Origin of the sequence: Geodermatophilus siccatus (assembly GCF_900103785.1) — a bacterium.
GTDB classification, from domain to species: Bacteria; Actinomycetota; Actinomycetes; order Mycobacteriales; family Geodermatophilaceae; genus Geodermatophilus; species Geodermatophilus siccatus.
On the sequence record NZ_FNHE01000012.1, the window covers coordinates 1 to 17,866 of the forward strand.

The 17,866-nt window shown below is 74.2% G+C and carries 15 protein-coding genes and 2 rRNA genes; 12 read left to right on the forward strand and 5 right to left on the reverse strand.

The window, feature by feature from the left end; genetic code table 11:
- Together BLS21_RS19675 and rrf are read left to right on the forward strand one after the other, a co-directional pair.
- Positions 1 to 245 (forward strand): 23S ribosomal RNA (locus BLS21_RS19675); the annotation flags it as partial.
- Between the two features lie 137 nt (positions 246 to 382).
- Positions 383 to 499: ribosomal RNA gene (gene rrf / locus BLS21_RS19680) — 5S ribosomal RNA — on the forward strand.
- Positions 500 to 894: 395 nt separating this feature from the next.
- Here rrf and BLS21_RS19690 read toward each other — a convergent pair.
- The 3 genes from BLS21_RS19690 to BLS21_RS19700 all read right to left on the reverse strand — a co-directional run bounded on the left by BLS21_RS19690 (position 895) and on the right by BLS21_RS19700 (position 2,898).
- Complete coding sequence (locus tag BLS21_RS19690) at positions 895 to 1,527, reverse strand: hypothetical protein (protein ID WP_091222534.1); 633 nt, start codon at positions 1,525 to 1,527, stop codon at positions 895 to 897.
- A gap of 115 nt (positions 1,528 to 1,642) precedes the next feature.
- A complete protein-coding gene (locus BLS21_RS19695) occupies positions 1,643 to 2,308 on the reverse strand; it encodes a DUF2461 domain-containing protein (protein ID WP_091222537.1) in 666 nt (221 codons plus the stop codon).
- Positions 2,305 to 2,898, reverse strand: a complete 594-nt coding sequence (locus BLS21_RS19700; protein ID WP_091222539.1) for a GNAT family N-acetyltransferase — start codon at positions 2,896 to 2,898, stop codon at positions 2,305 to 2,307. The genes BLS21_RS19695 and BLS21_RS19700 overlap by 4 nt, the downstream gene beginning before the upstream one ends.
- A 69-nt stretch (positions 2,899 to 2,967) precedes the next feature.
- On the opposite strand from BLS21_RS19700, the gene BLS21_RS19705 reads away from it, so the two are divergent.
- A complete protein-coding gene (locus tag BLS21_RS19705; protein WP_091222542.1) occupies positions 2,968 to 4,191 on the forward strand; it encodes a winged helix-turn-helix domain-containing protein in 1,224 nt (407 codons plus the stop codon).
- Here the strand turns inward: BLS21_RS19705 and BLS21_RS19710 are convergent.
- On the reverse strand, positions 4,188 to 4,592 hold the full coding sequence (locus BLS21_RS19710) for a DUF1232 domain-containing protein (protein ID WP_245700607.1): 405 nt from the start codon (positions 4,590 to 4,592) through the stop codon (positions 4,188 to 4,190). The two genes, BLS21_RS19705 and BLS21_RS19710, sit on opposite strands and share 4 nt — an antisense overlap.
- Before the next feature lie 90 nt (positions 4,593 to 4,682).
- Here BLS21_RS19710 and BLS21_RS19715 point away from each other — a divergent pair, with 90 nt between their 5' ends.
- Genes BLS21_RS19715 through BLS21_RS19730 form a run of 4 tightly spaced genes read left to right on the forward strand, consistent with a single transcriptional unit; the run spans position 4,683 to position 8,660 of the window.
- Positions 4,683 to 5,492, forward strand: a complete 810-nt coding sequence (locus BLS21_RS19715; protein WP_175479663.1) for a thymidylate synthase — start codon at positions 4,683 to 4,685, stop codon at positions 5,490 to 5,492.
- Positions 5,493 to 5,514: 22 nt separating this feature from the next.
- Complete coding sequence (locus tag BLS21_RS19720; RefSeq protein ID WP_091222930.1) at positions 5,515 to 6,042, forward strand: dihydrofolate reductase; 528 nt, start codon at positions 5,515 to 5,517, stop codon at positions 6,040 to 6,042.
- A 10-nt stretch (positions 6,043 to 6,052) separates the two neighbouring features.
- Positions 6,053 to 6,949: a 4-hydroxy-tetrahydrodipicolinate synthase gene (gene dapA, locus BLS21_RS19725; protein ID WP_091222548.1), complete on the forward strand. Its 897-nt coding sequence runs from the start codon at positions 6,053 to 6,055 to the stop codon at positions 6,947 to 6,949.
- A 10-nt stretch (positions 6,950 to 6,959) separates the two neighbouring features.
- Positions 6,960 to 8,660, forward strand: a complete 1,701-nt coding sequence (locus tag BLS21_RS19730; protein ID WP_091222551.1) for a ribonuclease J — start codon at positions 6,960 to 6,962, stop codon at positions 8,658 to 8,660.
- 115 nt (positions 8,661 to 8,775) lie between these two features.
- Here the strand turns inward: BLS21_RS19730 and BLS21_RS19735 are convergent, their stop codons facing one another.
- On the reverse strand, positions 8,776 to 10,719 hold the full coding sequence (locus tag BLS21_RS19735; protein ID WP_091222932.1) for a S9 family peptidase: 1,944 nt from the start codon (positions 10,717 to 10,719) through the stop codon (positions 8,776 to 8,778).
- A 73-nt stretch (positions 10,720 to 10,792) separates the two neighbouring features.
- Here BLS21_RS19735 and BLS21_RS19740 point away from each other — a divergent pair, with 73 nt between their 5' ends.
- The 5 genes from BLS21_RS19740 to BLS21_RS19760 all read left to right on the forward strand — a co-directional run bounded on the left by BLS21_RS19740 (position 10,793) and on the right by BLS21_RS19760 (position 17,863).
- On the forward strand, positions 10,793 to 13,321 hold the full coding sequence (locus BLS21_RS19740) for a DNA translocase FtsK (protein ID WP_091222553.1): 2,529 nt from the start codon (positions 10,793 to 10,795) through the stop codon (positions 13,319 to 13,321).
- A gap of 77 nt (positions 13,322 to 13,398) precedes the next feature.
- Positions 13,399 to 14,826, forward strand: a complete 1,428-nt coding sequence (rimO, locus tag BLS21_RS19745; RefSeq protein ID WP_091222556.1) for a 30S ribosomal protein S12 methylthiotransferase RimO — start codon at positions 13,399 to 13,401, stop codon at positions 14,824 to 14,826.
- Positions 14,823 to 15,482: a CDP-diacylglycerol--glycerol-3-phosphate 3-phosphatidyltransferase gene (gene pgsA / locus BLS21_RS19750; protein ID WP_091222558.1), complete on the forward strand. Its 660-nt coding sequence runs from the start codon at positions 14,823 to 14,825 to the stop codon at positions 15,480 to 15,482. The genes rimO and pgsA overlap by 4 nt, the downstream gene beginning before the upstream one ends.
- Before the next feature lie 281 nt (positions 15,483 to 15,763).
- Positions 15,764 to 16,174 (forward strand): helix-turn-helix domain-containing protein, encoded by a 411-nt coding sequence (locus tag BLS21_RS19755; protein ID WP_091222561.1) that lies wholly within the window; start codon positions 15,764 to 15,766, stop codon positions 16,172 to 16,174.
- 453 nt (positions 16,175 to 16,627) lie between these two features.
- The gene (locus BLS21_RS19760) at positions 16,628 to 17,863 is read left to right on the forward strand and encodes a DUF4032 domain-containing protein (protein ID WP_091222564.1); all 1,236 of its coding nucleotides are present in this window, start codon (positions 16,628 to 16,630) and stop codon (positions 17,861 to 17,863) included.
- Positions 17,864 to 17,866: the final 3 nt, after the last annotated feature.

Sequence of the window (17,866 nt, forward strand, 5' to 3'; positions counted from 1 at the left end):
CGAGAGGACCGGGACGGACGAACCTCTGGTGTGCCAGTTGTACCGCCAGGTGCACGGCTGGTTGGCTACGTTCGGCAGGGATAACCGCTGAAAGCATCTAAGCGGGAAGCTCGCTTCAAGATGAGGTCTCTCACCGGGTGTAACCGGGTAAGGCCCCCGCCCAGACCAGCGGGTTGATAGGCCGGAGGTGGAAGCACCGCGAGGTGTGGAGCTGACCGGTACTAACAGGCCGAGGGCTTGACCACACGACCACACCATCCCCCACCTGCGCGCGGGGGCGGTCGAAGCAGAAAGCAGTCACGCGTCCACTGTGCGGTTCTGAACGCACCAACCCCACGCCCGAAGTGCGGGCGCCCCCGGGGGGTCGACAGGTGCACAGTGTTACGGCGGCCATGGCGAGAGGGAAACGCCCGGCACCATTCCGAACCCGGAAGCTAAGCCTCTCAGCGCCGATGGTACTGCCCCGGAGACGGGGTGGGAGAGTAGGACGCCGCCGGACAACTCCTCCATGAAGGGCCCTCACCACCACGGTGAGGGCCCTTCATGCATTCCCAGTGCGGTTCGAGCGAGGGGCTCAACCCCGCGGTGAGGTCCTCTTCCGTCGCTTCTTTCGACGGTCCAGAGGGCGGCGGTGCCTCCGCCAGCGCGGTGGAGCAGAGGTCGCCCATCAGGACTCGGCGTGCTTGAGTTCCGCCAGGTGACGCAGGTCCAGGAGGGTTGTCCACCCAGCGTCGGGGAGGGGCGTCCTCGTCGCCGGCTCAGCCCAGCCCGATGCCTGGAGCGCACACCACCTCCAGCGCCTCCCGGGCGTCGTGGGCGTGAGCGAGCCCGGTCGGTCGACCTGGCGGCGCAGGCGGAACGCGCCGCGGTACCCGAGGAGCGCGGCGGGATGGATCAGAAGGCCCACTCCCACCCGCTGGTACCGAAGTAGTCGCTCATGATCAGCGTGCCCGTGGGCGCCGGTACGTCGAGGAGGATGGAGCCCGCGAACTGCTGGCCCGGGCCCAGCTCAGAGGGCAACTTCCTCTCGTCAGGCAGGCACCCGAAGGCGGCGTAGGTGCCCAGCGACCCGTTGAAGGTCACCCCGTCGGGGCCGATGAAGGAGAAACGGGAGTCGCTGATCGTCGGGCGGGACACCTCCGAGGGCGGGCCGGTCACCGGTGCGGTGGCCGCGCGGATGTCGAGCCGGACGAAGTGGCCGTTCTCCGGAGCCTCGACCGTGCCGTATGCCGGGTCGCAGGGCGCATCGACCTCGATCGCGTCGACGGTCATGGTGGCGGTGGCCGTGTCGCCCTCCGCTGCGATCGGCACCTCCTCACCCACCTCGACCACGACGTTGCCGCGCGGGGACAGCTCGACCTCGGCCTGCTCCTCGGCGTCCTCGGGTGTGAGCTCGGCCGGGGTCTGGCCGGCCTCGGGCAGGGCCGGGGCATCGCCGGCGCCGGCGACCTCGTCGGCCTCGGTGCCGCCGCAGGCGCTGAGCACGGCGATCGTGGCCAGGCCGGCGAGGGTGCGTGCCAACTTCACGGGATGTGTCCTCTCCCCGGGGTGTCCCTACTGATGGGTAGGTAGAGGTATACCCGCGCCTCGCGATCAACGGAACGGGCGGGCAGGAACACCGAGCTGGCCCCGCGTGCGGTCGTCACCGGCGGCTGCGCGGTTCCCCCGTCGTCGCCCCGACGTTGTCGGCCAGCCACGCGTTGAGCGCGGTCAGGTCCCGCCAGGAGGTCCGGACCTCCTCGAGCGCCCGGCGCTCGTGCAGCCAGTCGGCGGGCTCCCAGCGCCTGGTCGCGTACAGCGACTTGTGCCGGAGCAGGGCGGCGCGGTCGCCGTCCCGGTCGAAGCCGGAGGGGACCCGCACGAGGCGCTCGCCGTCGATGGACCACCCGGCCGCGGCGAGCCGGTCCACCTCGGCCTGGAGCCGCGGGCCCTGCACCTCGTCGGCCACGGCCCGGCGGTACCGGGCCACCTGGTCGGACTCCAACCGCCAGCACCCCCCGGCGACCATCAGCCCGTCGGCCGACAACTGCACGTACCAGGCGCCCGCGCCGCGGCCGGCGGGGTTCACGACCGCACCCTGGTGGGTCTTGTACGGCGTCTTGTCGTTGCTGAAGCGCACGTCCCGGTAGGGCCGGAAGAGCTTGGGGCTGCCGAACTCCCCCGCCAGTTCGTCGAGCAGCGCCTGCATCGGCGCCCGCACGCAGTCCTCGTACACCGGGCGGTGGCGGGTCCAGTAGGTCTTGCTGTTGTCGGCCTCGAGGCCCTCGTAGAAGGCCAGCCCCTCGTCGGGGAAGCCCTGGAACGTCATCGGTCCTCGTCCGCCTCCTCGAGCAGCGTGTGCCAGCGGACCTCGCGCAGCGGCGTCCCACCGGTGTCCAGCGTGCGCACCCAGCCGTCGCGCGCCCAACCAGCCGACTCGAAGAAGCCCGCGGACACCCTGTCCTGTTCCGGCAGCCAGACCTGCAGTCGCGCCGTCCCGCCGGCCCGGGCGAGGTCGGTGACGGCAGCCAGCAGCCGGCTGCCGTGCCCACGCCGTCCCCACCGTGGCTCCACCAGCAGGGTGGCGACCTCGCCGCTGGGCCCCGCCGGGTGGGGGCGCTCGTCCCCGGCGAGCTCCGCGGGGCCGTACGCGGCGAACCCGACCACCAGGTCCTGCTCGACGGCGACGAGGACGCCGTGGCCCGGGGTGGGCGGTGCGGCGATCGCGGCCCGCCACGTGTCCGCGGCACCCGCCTCGTCCCACCCGTCGAGCACCTCGGCCGGGAGGACGGCGCGGTAGGCGGTCCGCCAGGTCACCGCCTGCACGCGAGCGATGTCCGGGGCGTCGGCGGGCCGGGCCGGGCGGACCGACACCTCCGCGGTCCCCGACCGGCGGGGGAACGGCGAGGTCGGGTGCACGCCAGGCAGCGTAGGCCGCGGCGGGGTGGACCTCCGGGGTGTCAGGGGCTCCGGGCAGGATCGGCGGCCGTGGGAGCACCCGTCGTCGACCGGCTGCCGGCCGCGCTGGCCCGTCGCATCGCCCTGGCCGCGCAGGGGTTCGCCGACCCCCGACCTGTACCGGCCGTCGACGGCCGGCAGCTGCGCCGGATGACGGCACGGCTGGCCGTGGTGCAGATCGACTCGGTCAACGTGCTGTCCCGCGCGCACTACCTGCCCGCCTTCAGCCGGTTGGGCCCCTACCCGCGCCAGGCGCTCGACGACCTCGCCGGCCGCCGGCGGGAGCTCTTCGAGTACTGGGCGCACGAGGCCTCGCTGCTGCCGGTCCGGCTGCACCCCCACCTGCGGTGGCGCATGGCGGCGGCGGAGGAGCACGCCTGGGGCTCGATGGTCCGGATCCAGCGGGAGCGTCCGGGGTACGTCAGCGAGGTCCTCGAGCGGGTGCGAGAGGCCGGCCCGCTCAAGGCCAGCGACCTGGCCGAGCCGCGACCGGACCGGCCCGGCAGCATGTGGAACTGGCACGCCGGCAAGGTCGCCCTCGAGTGGCTCTTCTACACCGGCGTGATCACCGCCCGGGGCCGGACGGCGGGCTTCGAGCGCGTCTACGACCTCACCGAGCGGGTGCTGCCGGCCGCCGTCCTGCAGACCCCCACCCCGGAACCGGCCGACGCCGTCCGCGAGCTGGTGCGCACCGCCTCACGCGCCCTGGGGGTCGCCACCGAGCGGGACCTGCGCGACTACTTCCGGCTCCGTCCGCCGGCAGCGCGAGCGGCGATCGCCGAACTGGCCGACGCCGGTGAGCTGCTGCCCGTCGAGGTGGCCGGCTGGGGCGCCCCCGCGTGGCTGCACCCGCAGGCGCGTCGTCCCCGCTGGGTGCGGGCGCGGGCGCTGGTGAGCCCCTTCGACTCCCTGGTGTGGGAGCGGCCGCGGGTGGCACGCGTCTTCGGCTTCCGCTACCGGCTGGAGATCTACACGCCGGCCGCCCGGCGCGTGCACGGCTACTACGTGCTGCCGTTCCTGCTCGGCGACCGGCTGGTCGCCCGCGTCGACCTCAAGGCCGACCGGCAGGCCGGCGTGCTGCGGGTGCAGGCCGCGTTCGCCGAGGACGGCGTGGACCGGGCCGAGGTGGCCGCCGCCCTCGCCGAGGAACTGGCGCTCATGGCCTGCTGGATGCAGCTGGACGCCGTCGTCGCGGGGGAGCGCGGCGACCTGGCCGCCGAGCTCGCGGCCGCCGTGGGCCGGCTCGTCCCCTAGTCGCGCAGGCCGGCCAGCCGGGAGACGACGGCGAGACCGGCGGACCCGCCGGGCCACGCCCGCCGCACTGCCGGAGCCCCCGACGCCCGCACCACCGAGCGCAGCGCCAGGGCCACGACGACGACGTCGTCGGCGTACCCGAGGACCGGGACGACGTCGGGCACCAGGTCCACCGGCGAGAGCAGGTAGGCCAGCAGCAGCCACAGCCGCACCCGGACGCCCCGCGGCAGGGACCGGTCCGCCGCGAGCCGGTGCACCAACCGCACCAGGTCCGGCAGCAGCCGCAGCGACTCGCGGACGGTGAGGTCCGGTGGACGTGCCCGCCACAGCAGCAGGAGCAGAACGCCCCAGAGCAGGAGCAGTCCCGCTCCCACCGACAGCACCAGCTCCAGCCACCTCACGCGCTCCAGTGTGGTCGGTGGCTCCGCCTACCCTGGGCCGGGCAGTCGACGACGAGGGGAACGGGTCTGGTGGGCACGAACGCTCCGGGGATGGACACAGTGCGGGTCGACACCCAGTACGAGGACCTGCTGCGCCGGGTGCTCGAGCAGGGCACGCCGAAGTCCGACCGGACGGGCACCGGCACGGTGAGCCTGTTCGGCGAGCGGCTGCGCTACGACCTCTCCGAGCGGTTCCCGCTGGTCACGACCAAGTCCGTGCACTTCCGGTCGATCGCCTACGAGCTGCTGTGGTTCCTGCGCGGTGACAGCAACGTGCGCTGGCTGCAGGAGAACCGGGTCAGCATCTGGGACGAGTGGGCCTCGCCGGAGGGCGAGCTGGGCCCGGTCTACGGCGTGCAGTGGCGGTCCTGGCCCACGCCCGGTGGCGAGCACGTCGACCAGATCGCCGGCGTCCTCGAGACGCTGCGCACCGACCCGGACTCGCGACGCATGGTCGTCTCGGCCTGGAACGTGGGCGCGCTGCCGGAGATGGCGCTCGCGCCGTGCCACGCGCTGTTCCAGTTCCACGTCGCCGACGGGCGGCTGTCCTGCCAGCTCTACCAGCGCAGCGCCGACATGTTCCTCGGCGTGCCGTTCAACATCGCCAGCTACGCGCTCCTCACCCGGATGGTCGCCGACCAGGTGGGCCTGGCCCCGGGCGACTTCATCTGGGTCGGCGGCGACTGCCACGTCTACAGCAACCACGTCGACCAGGTGCGCGAGCAGCTCTCCCGCGAGGTGCTGCCCTTCCCGACGCTCGACCTGACCCCGGCACCGTCGCTGTTCGACTACACCTACGAGCACTTCACCCTGCGCGACTACCGGCACCACCCGGCGATCCGCGCCGCGGTGGCGGTCTGAGGCGCGGGTGGTCGGGGGTGGCGTGCTCGGGCTCGTCTGGGCGCAGGCCCGCGGCGGGGTGATCGGCGCCGACGGCCGGCTGCCGTGGCACCTGCCCGAGGACCTGCGCCTGTTCCGCGAGCTCACCACCGGCTGCACCGTGGTCATGGGCCGGCGCACCTGGGAGTCCCTGCCCGAGCGGTTCCGCCCGCTGCCCGGACGGCGCAACGTGGTCCTCACCACCGACCCCTCCTGGGCCGCCGACGGCGCCGAGCGGGTCGGCGACGTGGCGGAGGCGCTGGCGCGCGAGGACGTCGGCGACCTCTGGGTGATCGGCGGCGGCCGGGTCTACGCCGCGTTCCTCCCGCACGCCGACCGGGTGGTCGTCACCGACGTCGACACCGAGGTCGAGGGCGACACCTGGGCGCCGGCGCTCGGCCTGGGGTGGGCGCGGGTGGCGCGCACCCCGGGGACCGGATGGGCGACGTCCACCACCGGGCTGCGGTACGCGGTGTCGGAGTACGTGCGCGCATCGACCGACGCCGACGTGTCGGCCGGGACGGCTCGGTAGATTCTCCGGTATGACCAGTGACCCCACTCGGCCCTTCGGGCGCGTGCTCACGGCGATGGTGACCCCCTTCGCCGAGGACGGCTCGATCGACCTGGCGGGGGCACAGGAACTGGCCGCCCACCTGGTCGACCGGCAGTCGCACGACGGCCTGGTCGTGCTCGGCACCACCGGGGAGGCGCCCACCCTGAGCGACGGCGAGCAGCACGCCGTCCTCGAGGCGGTGCTCGATGCCGTGGGCGACCGCGCCACCGTGGTGGCCGGCGTCGGCACGAACGACACCGCACACACCATCGACAACGCGCGCCGGGCCGAGCGGCTGGGCGCCCACGGCCTGCTCGTCGTGACGCCGTACTACAACAAGCCCCCGCAGGCCGGGCTGCTGCGCCACTTCACCGCCGTCGCCGACGCCACGGACCTGCCGGTGATGCTGTACGACATCCCGCCGCGCTCGGTCGTCCCCATCGAGGTGGACACGCTCGCCCGGCTGGCCGAGCACCCGCGCATCGTCGCGGTGAAGGACGCCAAGGGCGACCTCGGCGCGGTGATGCACACCCTCGCCCGCACCGACCTCGCGTACTACAGCGGCGAGGACCTGCTGAACCTGCCGCTGCTGGCGGTCGGCGCCGTGGGCGTCGTGAGCGTCGTCGGGCACCTCGTCGGACCGCGGTTGGCCGAGCTGATCGGCGCCGTGGAGTCCGGTGACCTGGTCAAGGCCCGGGCGGTCAACGAGAGCCTGCTGCCGGTCTGCACCGGCGTCTTCCGCACCCAGGGCGTCATCCTGGCCAAGGCGGCGCTGCGCGAGCTCGGCCTGCCGGCCGGCCCGGTGCGCCCGCCGTTGGTCGACGCCACCCCCGAACAAGTCGCGCAGCTGCGCGCCGACCTCGCCGACGGAGGCATCCACCTGTGAGCGCGACCCCGTGACCACCTCGACCACCCAGCCGCACCTCGACCTGCAGGCACCTCCTGCGCTGCCGGCCGGCGGCCTGCGCGTCATGGCCCTCGGCGGGCTCGGCGAGATCGGCCGCAACATGGCCGTCCTCGAGTTCGACGGCAAGCTGCTGGTCATCGACTGCGGCGTGCTCTTCCCCGAGGCCGAGCAGCCCGGCGTCGACCTGATCCTGCCGGACTTCGGGGTGATCGAGCACCGGCTCGACGACGTCGCCGCCGTCGTCCTCACCCACGGGCACGAGGACCACATCGGCGCGATCCCCTACCTGCTGCGCATGCGCGGCGACATCCCGCTGGTCGGCTCGCGGTTCACCCTCGCGCTGGTCAAGGCCAAGCTGCGCGAGCACCGCCTGGACCCGGTCCTGGTCGAGGTGGCCGCCGGGGACGACCACCTCGCGGGGCCGTTCCACTGCGAGTTCATCTCGGTCAACCACTCGATCCCCGACGCGCTGGCCGTCGCCGTCCACACGCCGGCGGGGGTCCTGGTGCACACCGGCGACTTCAAGATGGACCAGCTGCCGCTGGACGGCGTCCTCACCGACCTGGGCGCCTTCGCCCGGCTGGGCCTCGAGGGCATCGACCTGCTGCTCGCCGACTCCACCAACGCCGAGATCCCCGGGTTCGTCACGCCGGAGCGGTCGATCGGCCCGGTGCTCGAGGACGTGTTCCGGCGGGCCACCCAGCGGCTGATCGTCTCGAGCTTCGCCAGCCACGTGCACCGCATCCAGCAGGTGCTCGACGCCGCCGAGATGCACGGCCGCAAGGTCGCCTTCGTCGGCCGCTCGATGGTCCGCAACATGGGGGTGGCCCGCGACCTCGGGCTGCTGCGCGTCGCGCCCGGCCTCATGGTGAGCCTCGACGAGGCGACCAGCATGCCGCCGGAGCAGGTCGTGCTGGTGAGCACCGGGTCGCAGGGCGAGCCGCTGTCGGCGCTGGGGCGGATGGCCCGCGGTGAGCACCACCAGGTGACCATCGAGGCCGGCGACACGATCGTGCTGGCGTCCTCGCTGGTGCCGGGCAACGAGACCGCGGTCTACAAGGTCATCAACGGGCTGGCCCGGCTCGGCGCGACCGTGGTCCACAAGGAGACCGCGCGGGTGCACGTCTCCGGGCACGCCCCGGCCGGCGAGCTGCGCACGCTGCTCAACGTGGCCAAGCCGCGGCACCTGATGCCGGTGCACGGGGAGTGGCGGCACCTGCGGGCGCACGCGGCGCTGGCCGAGCAGACCGGCATGGCCGGCGACCGGGTGCTGCTCGCCGAGAACGGCGTCGTCGTCGACCTGGTCGACGGCAAGGCGGCGATCGTCGGGTCGGTGCCGGTCGGCGACGTCTACGTCGACGGCCTCAACGTCGGCGACGTGGGGGAGGAGTCGCTGCAGGAGCGGCGCATCCTCGGCGACGAGGGCTTCGTCGCGCTCACCGTCGTCATCGAGCCCTCGACGCGCACCATCGTGCGGCCGGTACACCTCTCCGCCCGCGGCTTCGCCGACGACCCTGCCGTCTTCGACCCGGCGCTGCAGCTGGTCGAGGAGAACCTGCGCCGCACGCTGGCCGACGGCGAGACCGACCCGCACCGGCTCTCGCAGGTGATCCGCCGGACGATCGGCAAGTGGGTGTCCGACACCTACCGCCGCCGCCCGATGATCATCCCGACGGTCCTCGAGGTCTGACGGCCCGACGAGTGGGGCCCGGAGGGTCAGGTCCTCGGGGAGGGGAGGGGCGGGTCCGGCTCGGCCCGGCCGGGGGCGGCACGTGGCCGCGGTGTCGTCCGGGAGGACGGCGATGTCACCGCACGACCTCGATCGGCGCGATGCCCTCGGCCTCGGGCAGGTCGAAGCCCCACACCTGGGCGTAGAAGGACAGCTCGCCGTCCATGGCGGCGCGGATGTTCTCGGCCTTGCGGAAGCCGTGCTGCTCGCCCTGGAAGAGCAGGTAGGCGTGCGGCACGCCCTTCGCCCGCAGCGCGGCCACGATCATCTCGGCCTGGTCCGGGGGGACCACCGCGTCCTCGTCGCCCTGGAAGACCGCCAGCGGGGTGTCCAGCGCGTCGACGTGGTTGATCGGGGACCGCTCGTCGTAGACGGCCCGGCCCGCGGGCCAGGGGGCCACCAGGCCGTCGAGGTAGCGGGACTCGAACTTGTGCGTCTCGGCGGCCAGGGCGCCGAGGTCGGCCACGCCGAAGTGGCTGGCGCCGGCGGTGAAGACCCCCGGGCGCATCGACAGCGCGGCCAGGGCCGTGTAGCCGCCGGCCGATCCGCCGGTGATCGCCATGCGGGCCGGGTCGACCCGGCCGGTGCGGGCGAGGAAGCGCGCGCACGCCACGACGTCGTCGAGGTCGAGGATGCCCCACCGGCCCTTGAGCGCCTCCCGGTAGCGGCGCCCGTAGCCGGTGGAACCGCGGTAGTCGACGTCGGCCACGCAGAAGCCGCGGGAGGTCCAGTACTGGACCTGGAGGTCCAGCGCGGGCGAGGCCGCTGCGGTCGGTCCGCCGTGCACGTGCACGATCAGGGGCGGTAGGTCGCCCTCCGGCGCGGTCGCCTCGGGGTTCGTGGGCGGGTAGACCAGCGCGTGCGCCTCGGCGATGCCCGTGCCGCGGTCCTCGGTCGGGAAGGTGACGTGCTCGGGCACGGAGAACCACGCCGGGTCCAGGCCGAGGTCGCGGGCGGGGCGCAGCACCTCGGCGTCCCCGCCGTCCAGCGGCACGCGCAGCACCACGGGCTCCGACGACGGCCCGGCCGCCACGCAGACGATCCCGCCGTCCGCCGCCGTCACGTACCGGAACACCGCGTAGGGGAGGTCGAGCTCGCGCGGCTCGCCGCGCGGGTCCAGCACGGCGAGCCGGTCGCGGCCGTCCCGGCCGTAGGCCAGGGCGACCCGTCCGTCGGGGAACACGGCGTACCGGGTCTGGCCGAACACCCACTGGGGCCCGGCGATGTCCGTGCCGACGTCGAGCACGAGCTCCGCCTCGCCGTGCGGCCGCCGGCGGTACAGCGACCAGGTGTCGGTGCGGTCGCCGAGCCACCACAGGGAGAGGTCCTCGCCCCAGACCGGCTGGACGACGGACTCGCCCGTCCCGCCGGCGATCACGTGCTCGGTGCCGTCGGCCGCGCGGACGACGAGCTGGGCGGCGTCCCACGGCATGTCGGGGTGGTCCCACCGCAGGTGGGCGAGGGTGACGCCGTCCGGGGCGAGGCGGGGGTCGGACACGAAGTCCGGTCCGGACACCAGCACGTCGGTGCCGCCGTCCGGGCGGACACGCACGATCTCGTTGACGACGTCGGCCGCGTGGCCGCCCTCCGCGTGCGTCTCGCGCACGGCCAGGACGCCCTCGGGGGTGACCTCGAGGTCGGCGTGGCGGACCGAGGCCGGAAGCGCCGGCTCCGGCGTCACCGCCACGGGGGTGTCGCTGCCGGGGTCGAGCCGGTACAGCCGCTGGTCGGCGAAGTGGGTGAACCACAGGGTGCCGGCGGAGACGGCCCAGGAGCCGCCGCCGTACTCGTGCACCCGGGTGCGCGCGTTCCAGGGAGCGGGCAGGACGTCGGTGGTCGTGCCGTCGGCGGACCGCCGCACGATCACCGAGCGACCGCCCTCGGCGGGGCGGCCCTCGGACCACCACACGTCCGTGCCGTCGACGCGGACCTCGCCGAGCCGGGCGGCGGCCCGGACGACCAGTTCGGAGGTGATCGGGGTCGGCCAGCTCCCGTGGGGCAGGGTGTTCCGTGCGGGCATGGCCCGACCGTAGGTCGCGGACACGATGCCGCGCCTGCCGTCGCCGCGGACCGCGGGCGATTACCGTCGACACATGCCTGCTCGCACGACGACGACCCGACCCTCGGGCCGGTCGTCCGCGCGCGGCCGCTCGGGCTCCGGGTCGACCGCGTCCCGGAAGCGCCCGCCCGCGAAGCGCCCCGCAGGCGGCCGCAAGCCCGCCGCCCGCAAGCCCGCGCCCAAGAAGTCCGGCCCCGGCCTCTGGGGCGTCGTCAGCGGCGGCTGGTCGCTGCTGGCCCGTGGCGCCGGCGGGCTGGCCCGCTCGGTCGCCCGCCCGGAGGAGGCCGAGCCGCTCGCCCCCGAGCACCGCCGCGACGGCGTGGGCCTGGCCGTGCTGGGTCTGGCCGTCGTCCTCGGCGCGGCCGCCTGGAGCAACGGCATCGGCCCGGTCGGCGCCGCCTTCGCCGGTGCGGTGCGCTGGGTCGTCGGCTCCCTGGTCATGGTGCTGCCGGTCGTGCTCTTCCTGGCCGCGCTGCGGCTGCTGCGCCGGGGGCCGCGCCCCGAGGCGCGCGGCCGGTTGGCGATCGGCTGGCTGTGCCTGGTGGCGTCGGTGCTCGGCATCGCCCAGATCGTCGGCGAGGGTGCCGTCCCCTCGCAGGACCGGCCCGGCTCCGGCGGCCTGGTCGGCTGGGCCGCGGCCACGCCGCTGGTCGCCGGCGTGGGCACCGTCGTCGCCGTCGTCCTGCTGGTCCTGCTGGCCTTCTTCGGCCTGCTGGTGCTGACCGCGACGCCGGTACACCAGATCCCCGAGCGGCTACGCGAGCTCACCGACCGCCTGCTGGGCCAGGCCGACGACGAGGACGCCTACGACGACGACGAGGACTGGGAGGACGACGAGGAGCCGGTCGAGCCGCCGGCGCCGCGCTCCCGCCGCCGGTCGTTGTCGGACGACCTGATGGACACCGGCCCGGTGGAGACCGTGCCGGCCATCGACCACGCCGCGCTCGACGAGGCGCCCGAGGCCGTTCGGCACGAGCCGCCGCCCCCGCCGGTCCCGGCCCGCCGCCCCGCGGTCGTCGACCGGACCGCTCCGCCGGAGGACCTCCCGCCGATCGAGGAGCCCGAGCAGCTGCGGATCGAGCCGGTGGAGGGCCAGTACACGCTGCCCTCGGTCGGGGTGCTGCGCGCCGGCGACCCGCCGAAGAAGGGCTCGAAGGCCAACGACGCGGCGATCGAGGCCATCACCGGCGTGCTCGAGCAGTTCAACATCGACGCCGCCGTCACGAGCTTCACCCGCGGCCCGACGGTGACCCGCTACGAGATCGAGCTCGGCCCGGCAGTCAAGGTCGAGAAGATCACCGCGCTGACCAAGAACATGGCCTACGCGGTGGCCAACGACAACATCCGGATCCTCGCGCCGATCCCGGGCAAGTCCGCCGTCGGCGTCGAGGTGCCCAACACCGACCGCGAGATGGTCAGCCTCGGCGACGTGCTGCGCTCCCAGGTGGCCAAGCAGGACCCGCACCCGATGCTGGTCGGGCTGGGCAAGGACATCGAGGGCGGGTTCGTCTGCGCGAACCTCGCCAAGATGCCGCACCTGCTGGTCGCCGGCGCCACGGGTGCCGGTAAGTCCAGCTGCGTCAACTCGCTGCTGACCTCGCTGCTGCTGCGGGCCACGCCCGACCAGCTGCGGATGATCCTGGTCGACCCGAAGATGGTCGAGCTCACGCCCTACGACGGCATCCCGCACCTGATCACGCCGATCATCACCGACCCGAAGAAGGCCGCCACCGCGCTGGCCTGGCTGGTCGAGGAGATGGAGCAGCGCTACCAGGACATGCGGGCCACCGGCGTCCGGCACATCGACGACTTCAACCGGAAGGTGGAGCGCGGCGAGATCGTGGCGCCTCCGGGCAGCGAGCGGGTGTACCGGCCCTATCCGTACATCCTCGCGATCGTCGACGAGCTCGCCGACCTGATGATGGTCGCCCCGCGCGACGTCGAGGAGTCGATCGTCCGGATCACCCAGAAGGCGCGTGCCGCCGGCATCCACCTGGTGCTGGCCACGCAGCGCCCGTCGGTCGACGTGGTCACCGGCCTGATCAAGGCCAACGTGCCCTCGCGGCTGGCGTTCTCCACCTCCAGCCTCACCGACAGCCGGGTCATCCTCGACCAGCCCGGCGCGGAGAAGCTGATCGGCATGGGCGACGCCCTGTTCCTGCCGATCGGCGCCGGCAAGCCGATGCGCGTGCAGGGTGCCTACGTCTCCGACGCCGAGATCGAGGCGGTCGTCGAGTTCACCAAGCGCCAGGCCGAGCCGGAGTACCGCGAGGAGGTCTTCAGCGCCGCCGAGGGCGACAAGAAGGAGATCGACGAGGACATCGGCGGTGACCTGGAGCTGCTCGTCCAGGCCGTGGAGCTCGTCGTCACCAGCCAGTTCGGCTCGACGTCGATGCTCCAGCGCAAGCTGCGGGTCGGGTTCGCCAAGGCCGGCCGGCTCATGGACCTCATGGAGAGCCGCGGCATCGTCGGCCCGTCCGAGGGGTCCAAGGCCCGCGACGTGCTGGTCAAGCCCGACGAGCTCGAGTCGGTGATGTTCACGCTCCGCGGCACGGAGGGCTGAGCACGGCCCCCTGCAGGGTCCCGCCGCGAGCTGGCGAGTGGCGGGGGGCAGGGGGGTCCTTCACCTACGATGGACCGGTGACACCTCCGACCGACCCTGCGCGCACCGTGGCGGTGGTGACCCTCGGGTGCGCCCGCAACGAGGTCGACTCGGAGGAGCTGGCCGGCCGGCTCGCCGCCGGCGGCTACCGCCTGGTCGAGGACGCCGAGGGCGCCGACGCCGTCCTGGTGAACACCTGCGGCTTCATCGAGTCGGCCAAGAAGGACAGCGTCGACGCGATCCTCGCCGCCACCGATTCCGGCGCCCGGGTGGTCGCGGTCGGCTGCATGGCCGAGCGGTACGGCTCCGAGCTCGCCGGCGCGCTGCCCGAGGCGACGGTGCTCGGCTTCGACGACTACGCGGCGATCGGCGACCGGCTCGACGACGTGCTCACCGGCCGCCCGCTGGTGCCGCACGACCCCCGCGACCGGCGCACCCTGCTGCCGATCAGCCCGGTCGAGCGCACGGCGGCGGTCGCCGCGGTCGACGCCCCGGTCATCCCCGGCCACGGCTGGGTGCAACGGCGGCGGCTGGCCTCCGGCCCCTCGGCCGCGCTGAAGCTCGCCTCCGGTTGCGACCGGCGGTGCGCCTTCTGCGCCATCCCGGCCTTCCGCGGCTCGTTCGTCTCCCGCCCGCCGGCCGAGGTGCTCGGGGAGGCGCAGTGGCTGGCCGCCCAGGGCGTCACCGAGCTGGTGCTGGTCAGCGAGAACTCCACGTCCTACGGCAAGGACCTCGGTGACCTGCGGCTGCTGGAGCGGCTGCTGCCGCAGCTGGCCGCCGTCGAGGGGATCGCCCGGGTGCGGGTGGCCTACCTGCAGCCGGCCGAGCTGCGGCCGGGCCTGCTCGAGGCCATCGCCGGCACGGACGGCGTCGCCCCCTACTTCGACCTGTCCTTCCAGCACTCCTCGCCGACCCTGCTGCGCCGGATGCGCCGGTTCGGCGGCACCGACGACTTCCTCGCGCTGATCGAGCGGGCCCGCGCGCTGGCCCCGACCGCCGGGTTCCGCACCAACGTCATCCTCGGCTTCCCCGGGGAGACCGAGGACGACGTCGCCGAGCTCGAGCGGTTCCTCGTCGAGGGCCGCCTCGACGCCGTCGGGGTGTTCGGCTACTCCGACGAGGAGGGCACGGAGGCGATGGGCCTGCCCGGCAAGCTCGACCAGGCCGAGATCGACGCCCGCGTCCGGCGGATCACCGACCTGGTGGAGGAGCTCACCGCGCAGCGCGCCGAGGACCGGCTGGGGGAGCGGGTCGAGGTGCTGCTCACCGAGGACCTCTCCGCCGACGAGGGGCCCGGGACGTGGGCCGGTCACGCGGCCCACCAGGACCCCGAGGCCGACGGGACGACGACGGTCACCGGGGTGCCCGCCGGCGCGGTCGCCGGTCAGGTGGTGGCCGCGGAGGTCGTCGCGACCGACGGCGTGGACCTGGTGGCCACGGCCCTGGTACCCGCGGTGCGCGCATGAAGGATGCGGTGGACCCGGCCGCCACGCCGCCCCAGTCGGCGCGGGTGGTCAACGTGCCCAACGCGCTGACCGTGCTGCGGCTGGCCGTGGTGCCGGTGTTCGCCGCGCTGCTGTTCACCGACGGCGGGATGGACGACGAGCGGCGCTACTGGGCCACTCTGGTCTTCGCGCTGGCGATCATCACCGACCGCTATGACGGGATGATCGCCCGGCGCACCGGTCAGGTGACCGAGTTCGGCAAGCTCGCCGACCCGATCGCCGACAAGGCGCTGACCGGCACCGCCCTCATCGGCCTCTCGGTGCTGGCGCTGCTGCCGTGGTGGGTGACGTCGACGATCCTCGTCCGCGAGGTCGGCGTGACCCTGCTGCGCTTCTGGGTGATCCGCCACGGCGTGATCGCCGCCAGCCGCGGCGGCAAGGCCAAGACCGTCCTCCAGGCGCTGGCCATCGGGCTCTACACCCTCCCGTTCGACGGCCTGTTCGGCACGCTGCGGTGGTGGGTGATGGCTGCCGCCGTGGTGCTGACCGTGGCGACCGGCCTGGACTACGTGCACCGCGCCCTGGCGCTGCGCCGCACCAGCGCCCGGGCCATGCGCGCCGCGGCCGCCCGCCGCTCCACCGGGCCGGCCGGCCCGCGGACCGACGCCGCCGCCTGAGGAAGGACCACCTTCCCCCCACCTCGTGGAAGGACCCCGTCCTGCCCACCCGTCGCAGGCCCGGGGCGGGACCCGGGACGGGGCCAGCGGGATCCTGAAGGGTGGCCGCCGTCCTCGCAGGCTCGCGACGGGCCACGGAAGAGCCGACCGGCCCCCGGTGTTACGCCCAGAGCGGACGCGCCTGGCTCGGGACGGTGGGCGTCGGTGGCGCCGCGTACCGTGAGCGCACGGCTCCCTCCCCGGGTGCCGCCGCTTCCGCACAGGTAGGACAGGAGACGGCGATGACGCTGCTGCGCACCCAGCTCGGGACCACCCTGCGCGGCCACCGACTGCGCCAGCGGCGGACGCTGCGCGACGTCTCCGGCGCCGCCCGGGTGAGCCTGGGCTACCTCTCGGAGGTCGAGCGGGGGCAGAAGGAGGCCTCCTCCGAGCTGCTCGCCTCGATCTGCGACGCCCTCGACGTCGAGCTCGCCGACCTGCTGGCCGAGGTCAGCCTGGGGCTGCGCGGCGACGACGTCCGCGTCCGCCCGCTGGCCCCCGCGGCCGAGGCCGCTGGCGTCCCCGCCGAGGAGGAGGGGACCGCGGCGGTCGCGTCCGACGAGCAGCCGGTCCCCGAGCCGGCGCTGGCGCTGGTCGGTGCGCCTGCCCGCGCCTCCGGTCGCCCGGCCGGCGCGGTGTCGCTGGCCGCCTGAGCAAGGCCCCCGCCACTCGCCGGCTCGCGGCGGAGCCCTGCCGGTCCTCCACGTGACCGGCGGCACCCCCGGTGCCGGGCAGGAGGACACGGCGTCGGCCGGACCGCTCCCGCACGGTGGCGAAGTCGACCCTTCACGACCACTTCGCAGACCTCGGACGAGGTCACTCGTGCGCTGCCGGCCGCCGACCTCGACCGGCTGACCGCGCCGGCCGCCGGCGTCCCGCCGGCCACGGCCCTGACGGCGCTGGCCGACGAGGTCGCCGGTCACCCCGTGCGACGCCGCCTGGCGGGCGGCGGCGGAGCGGCTCGCGGGCCCGCTGCCGTCCTGACCCGGTCCTCCGGTCGGCTCCCGTGCCGCTCGCGCGGCGGACCGGTGCGGCGTGGGATGGTGACGGTCCGGCACCGCCCCGTCGGGGGCGTCGGCTGTCCCCGCAGACCTCCGGAGGTCGCCGTGCGGTATCTCTTCCGGCCACCGGCCACCGACGGGGCGGGCCTGCTCAGCCTGCCCTTCCACCTGCCGCTCGAGGAGTGGGACCCCGAGGTGCTGCTCGAGGTCCCGCAGCGGGGCATCTCGCGGCACGTCGTCCGCTTCACCGCGCAGGGCGGGCACGTCTACGCGCTCAAGGAGATCCCCGAGCCGCTGGCCCGCCACGAGTACGCGCTGCTCGGTCAGTTCGAGGAGGAGGGTCTGCCCTCGGTCTCGGTCCTCGGCATCTGCGTCGACCGGCCGGAGGAGCAGGACGCCGTCCTGGTGACCCGCTACCTCGAGTACTCGATGTCCTACCGGTACCTGTTCTCCCGGACGTCCGCCGAGCACTCCGCGGAGCAGCTGCTGGACACGATGGTGGTGCTGCTGGTCCGGCTGCACCTGGCCGGCGTCTTCTGGGGCGACTGCTCACTGTCCAACACGCTGTTCCGGCTCGACGCGGGTGCGTTCACCGCCTACCTGGTGGACGCCGAGACCTCCGAGCGGCACCCGCAGCTGAGCCCCGGCCAGCGGCGCTACGACGTCGACCTCGCCCGGGAGCGGGTGGGCGCCGAGCTGCTCGACCTGCAGTGCGGCGACCTGCTGCCCTCGCACGTGGACCCGATCGAGGTCGCCGACAGCCTGCCGGTGCGCTACGAGGCGCTCTGGGAGGAGGTCACCCACGAGGAGGTCTTCGCCCTCGCCGAACAGCGCCAGCGGGTCGCCGAGCGCCTGCAGCGGCTGAACGACCTCGGCTTCGACGTCGGCGAGATCGAGCTGGTCACCGACCCGGACGGCGGTGCGCGGCTGCGCGTGGAGACCCGCGTGTCCGAGCCCGGGCAGAACCGCCGGGAGCTGTTCCGGCTGACCGGGCTGGAGGTGCAGGAGCGCCAGGCCCGCCGGCTGCTCAACGACCTGCGCGCCTACCGGGCCACCCTGGAGCAGAAGCTGGGCACACCCGTGCCCGAGACCGTCGCCGGCTACCGCTGGCTGGCCGAGGCCTACCAGCCCGTCGTCGACGCCATCCCGCCCGACCTCGCCGGTCGGCTGGCGCCGGCCGAGGTCTTCCACGAGATCCTCGAGCACCGCTGGTTCCTGTCGGAGAAGGCCGGCCACGACGTCGGGACGACGCGCGCGGCACGTTCGTACTTCGACACCGTGCTGCCCCGCACGCCCAAGGAGCTGACCACGCCCTCGGCCATCGTCGGGAGTCGCGACTGACCC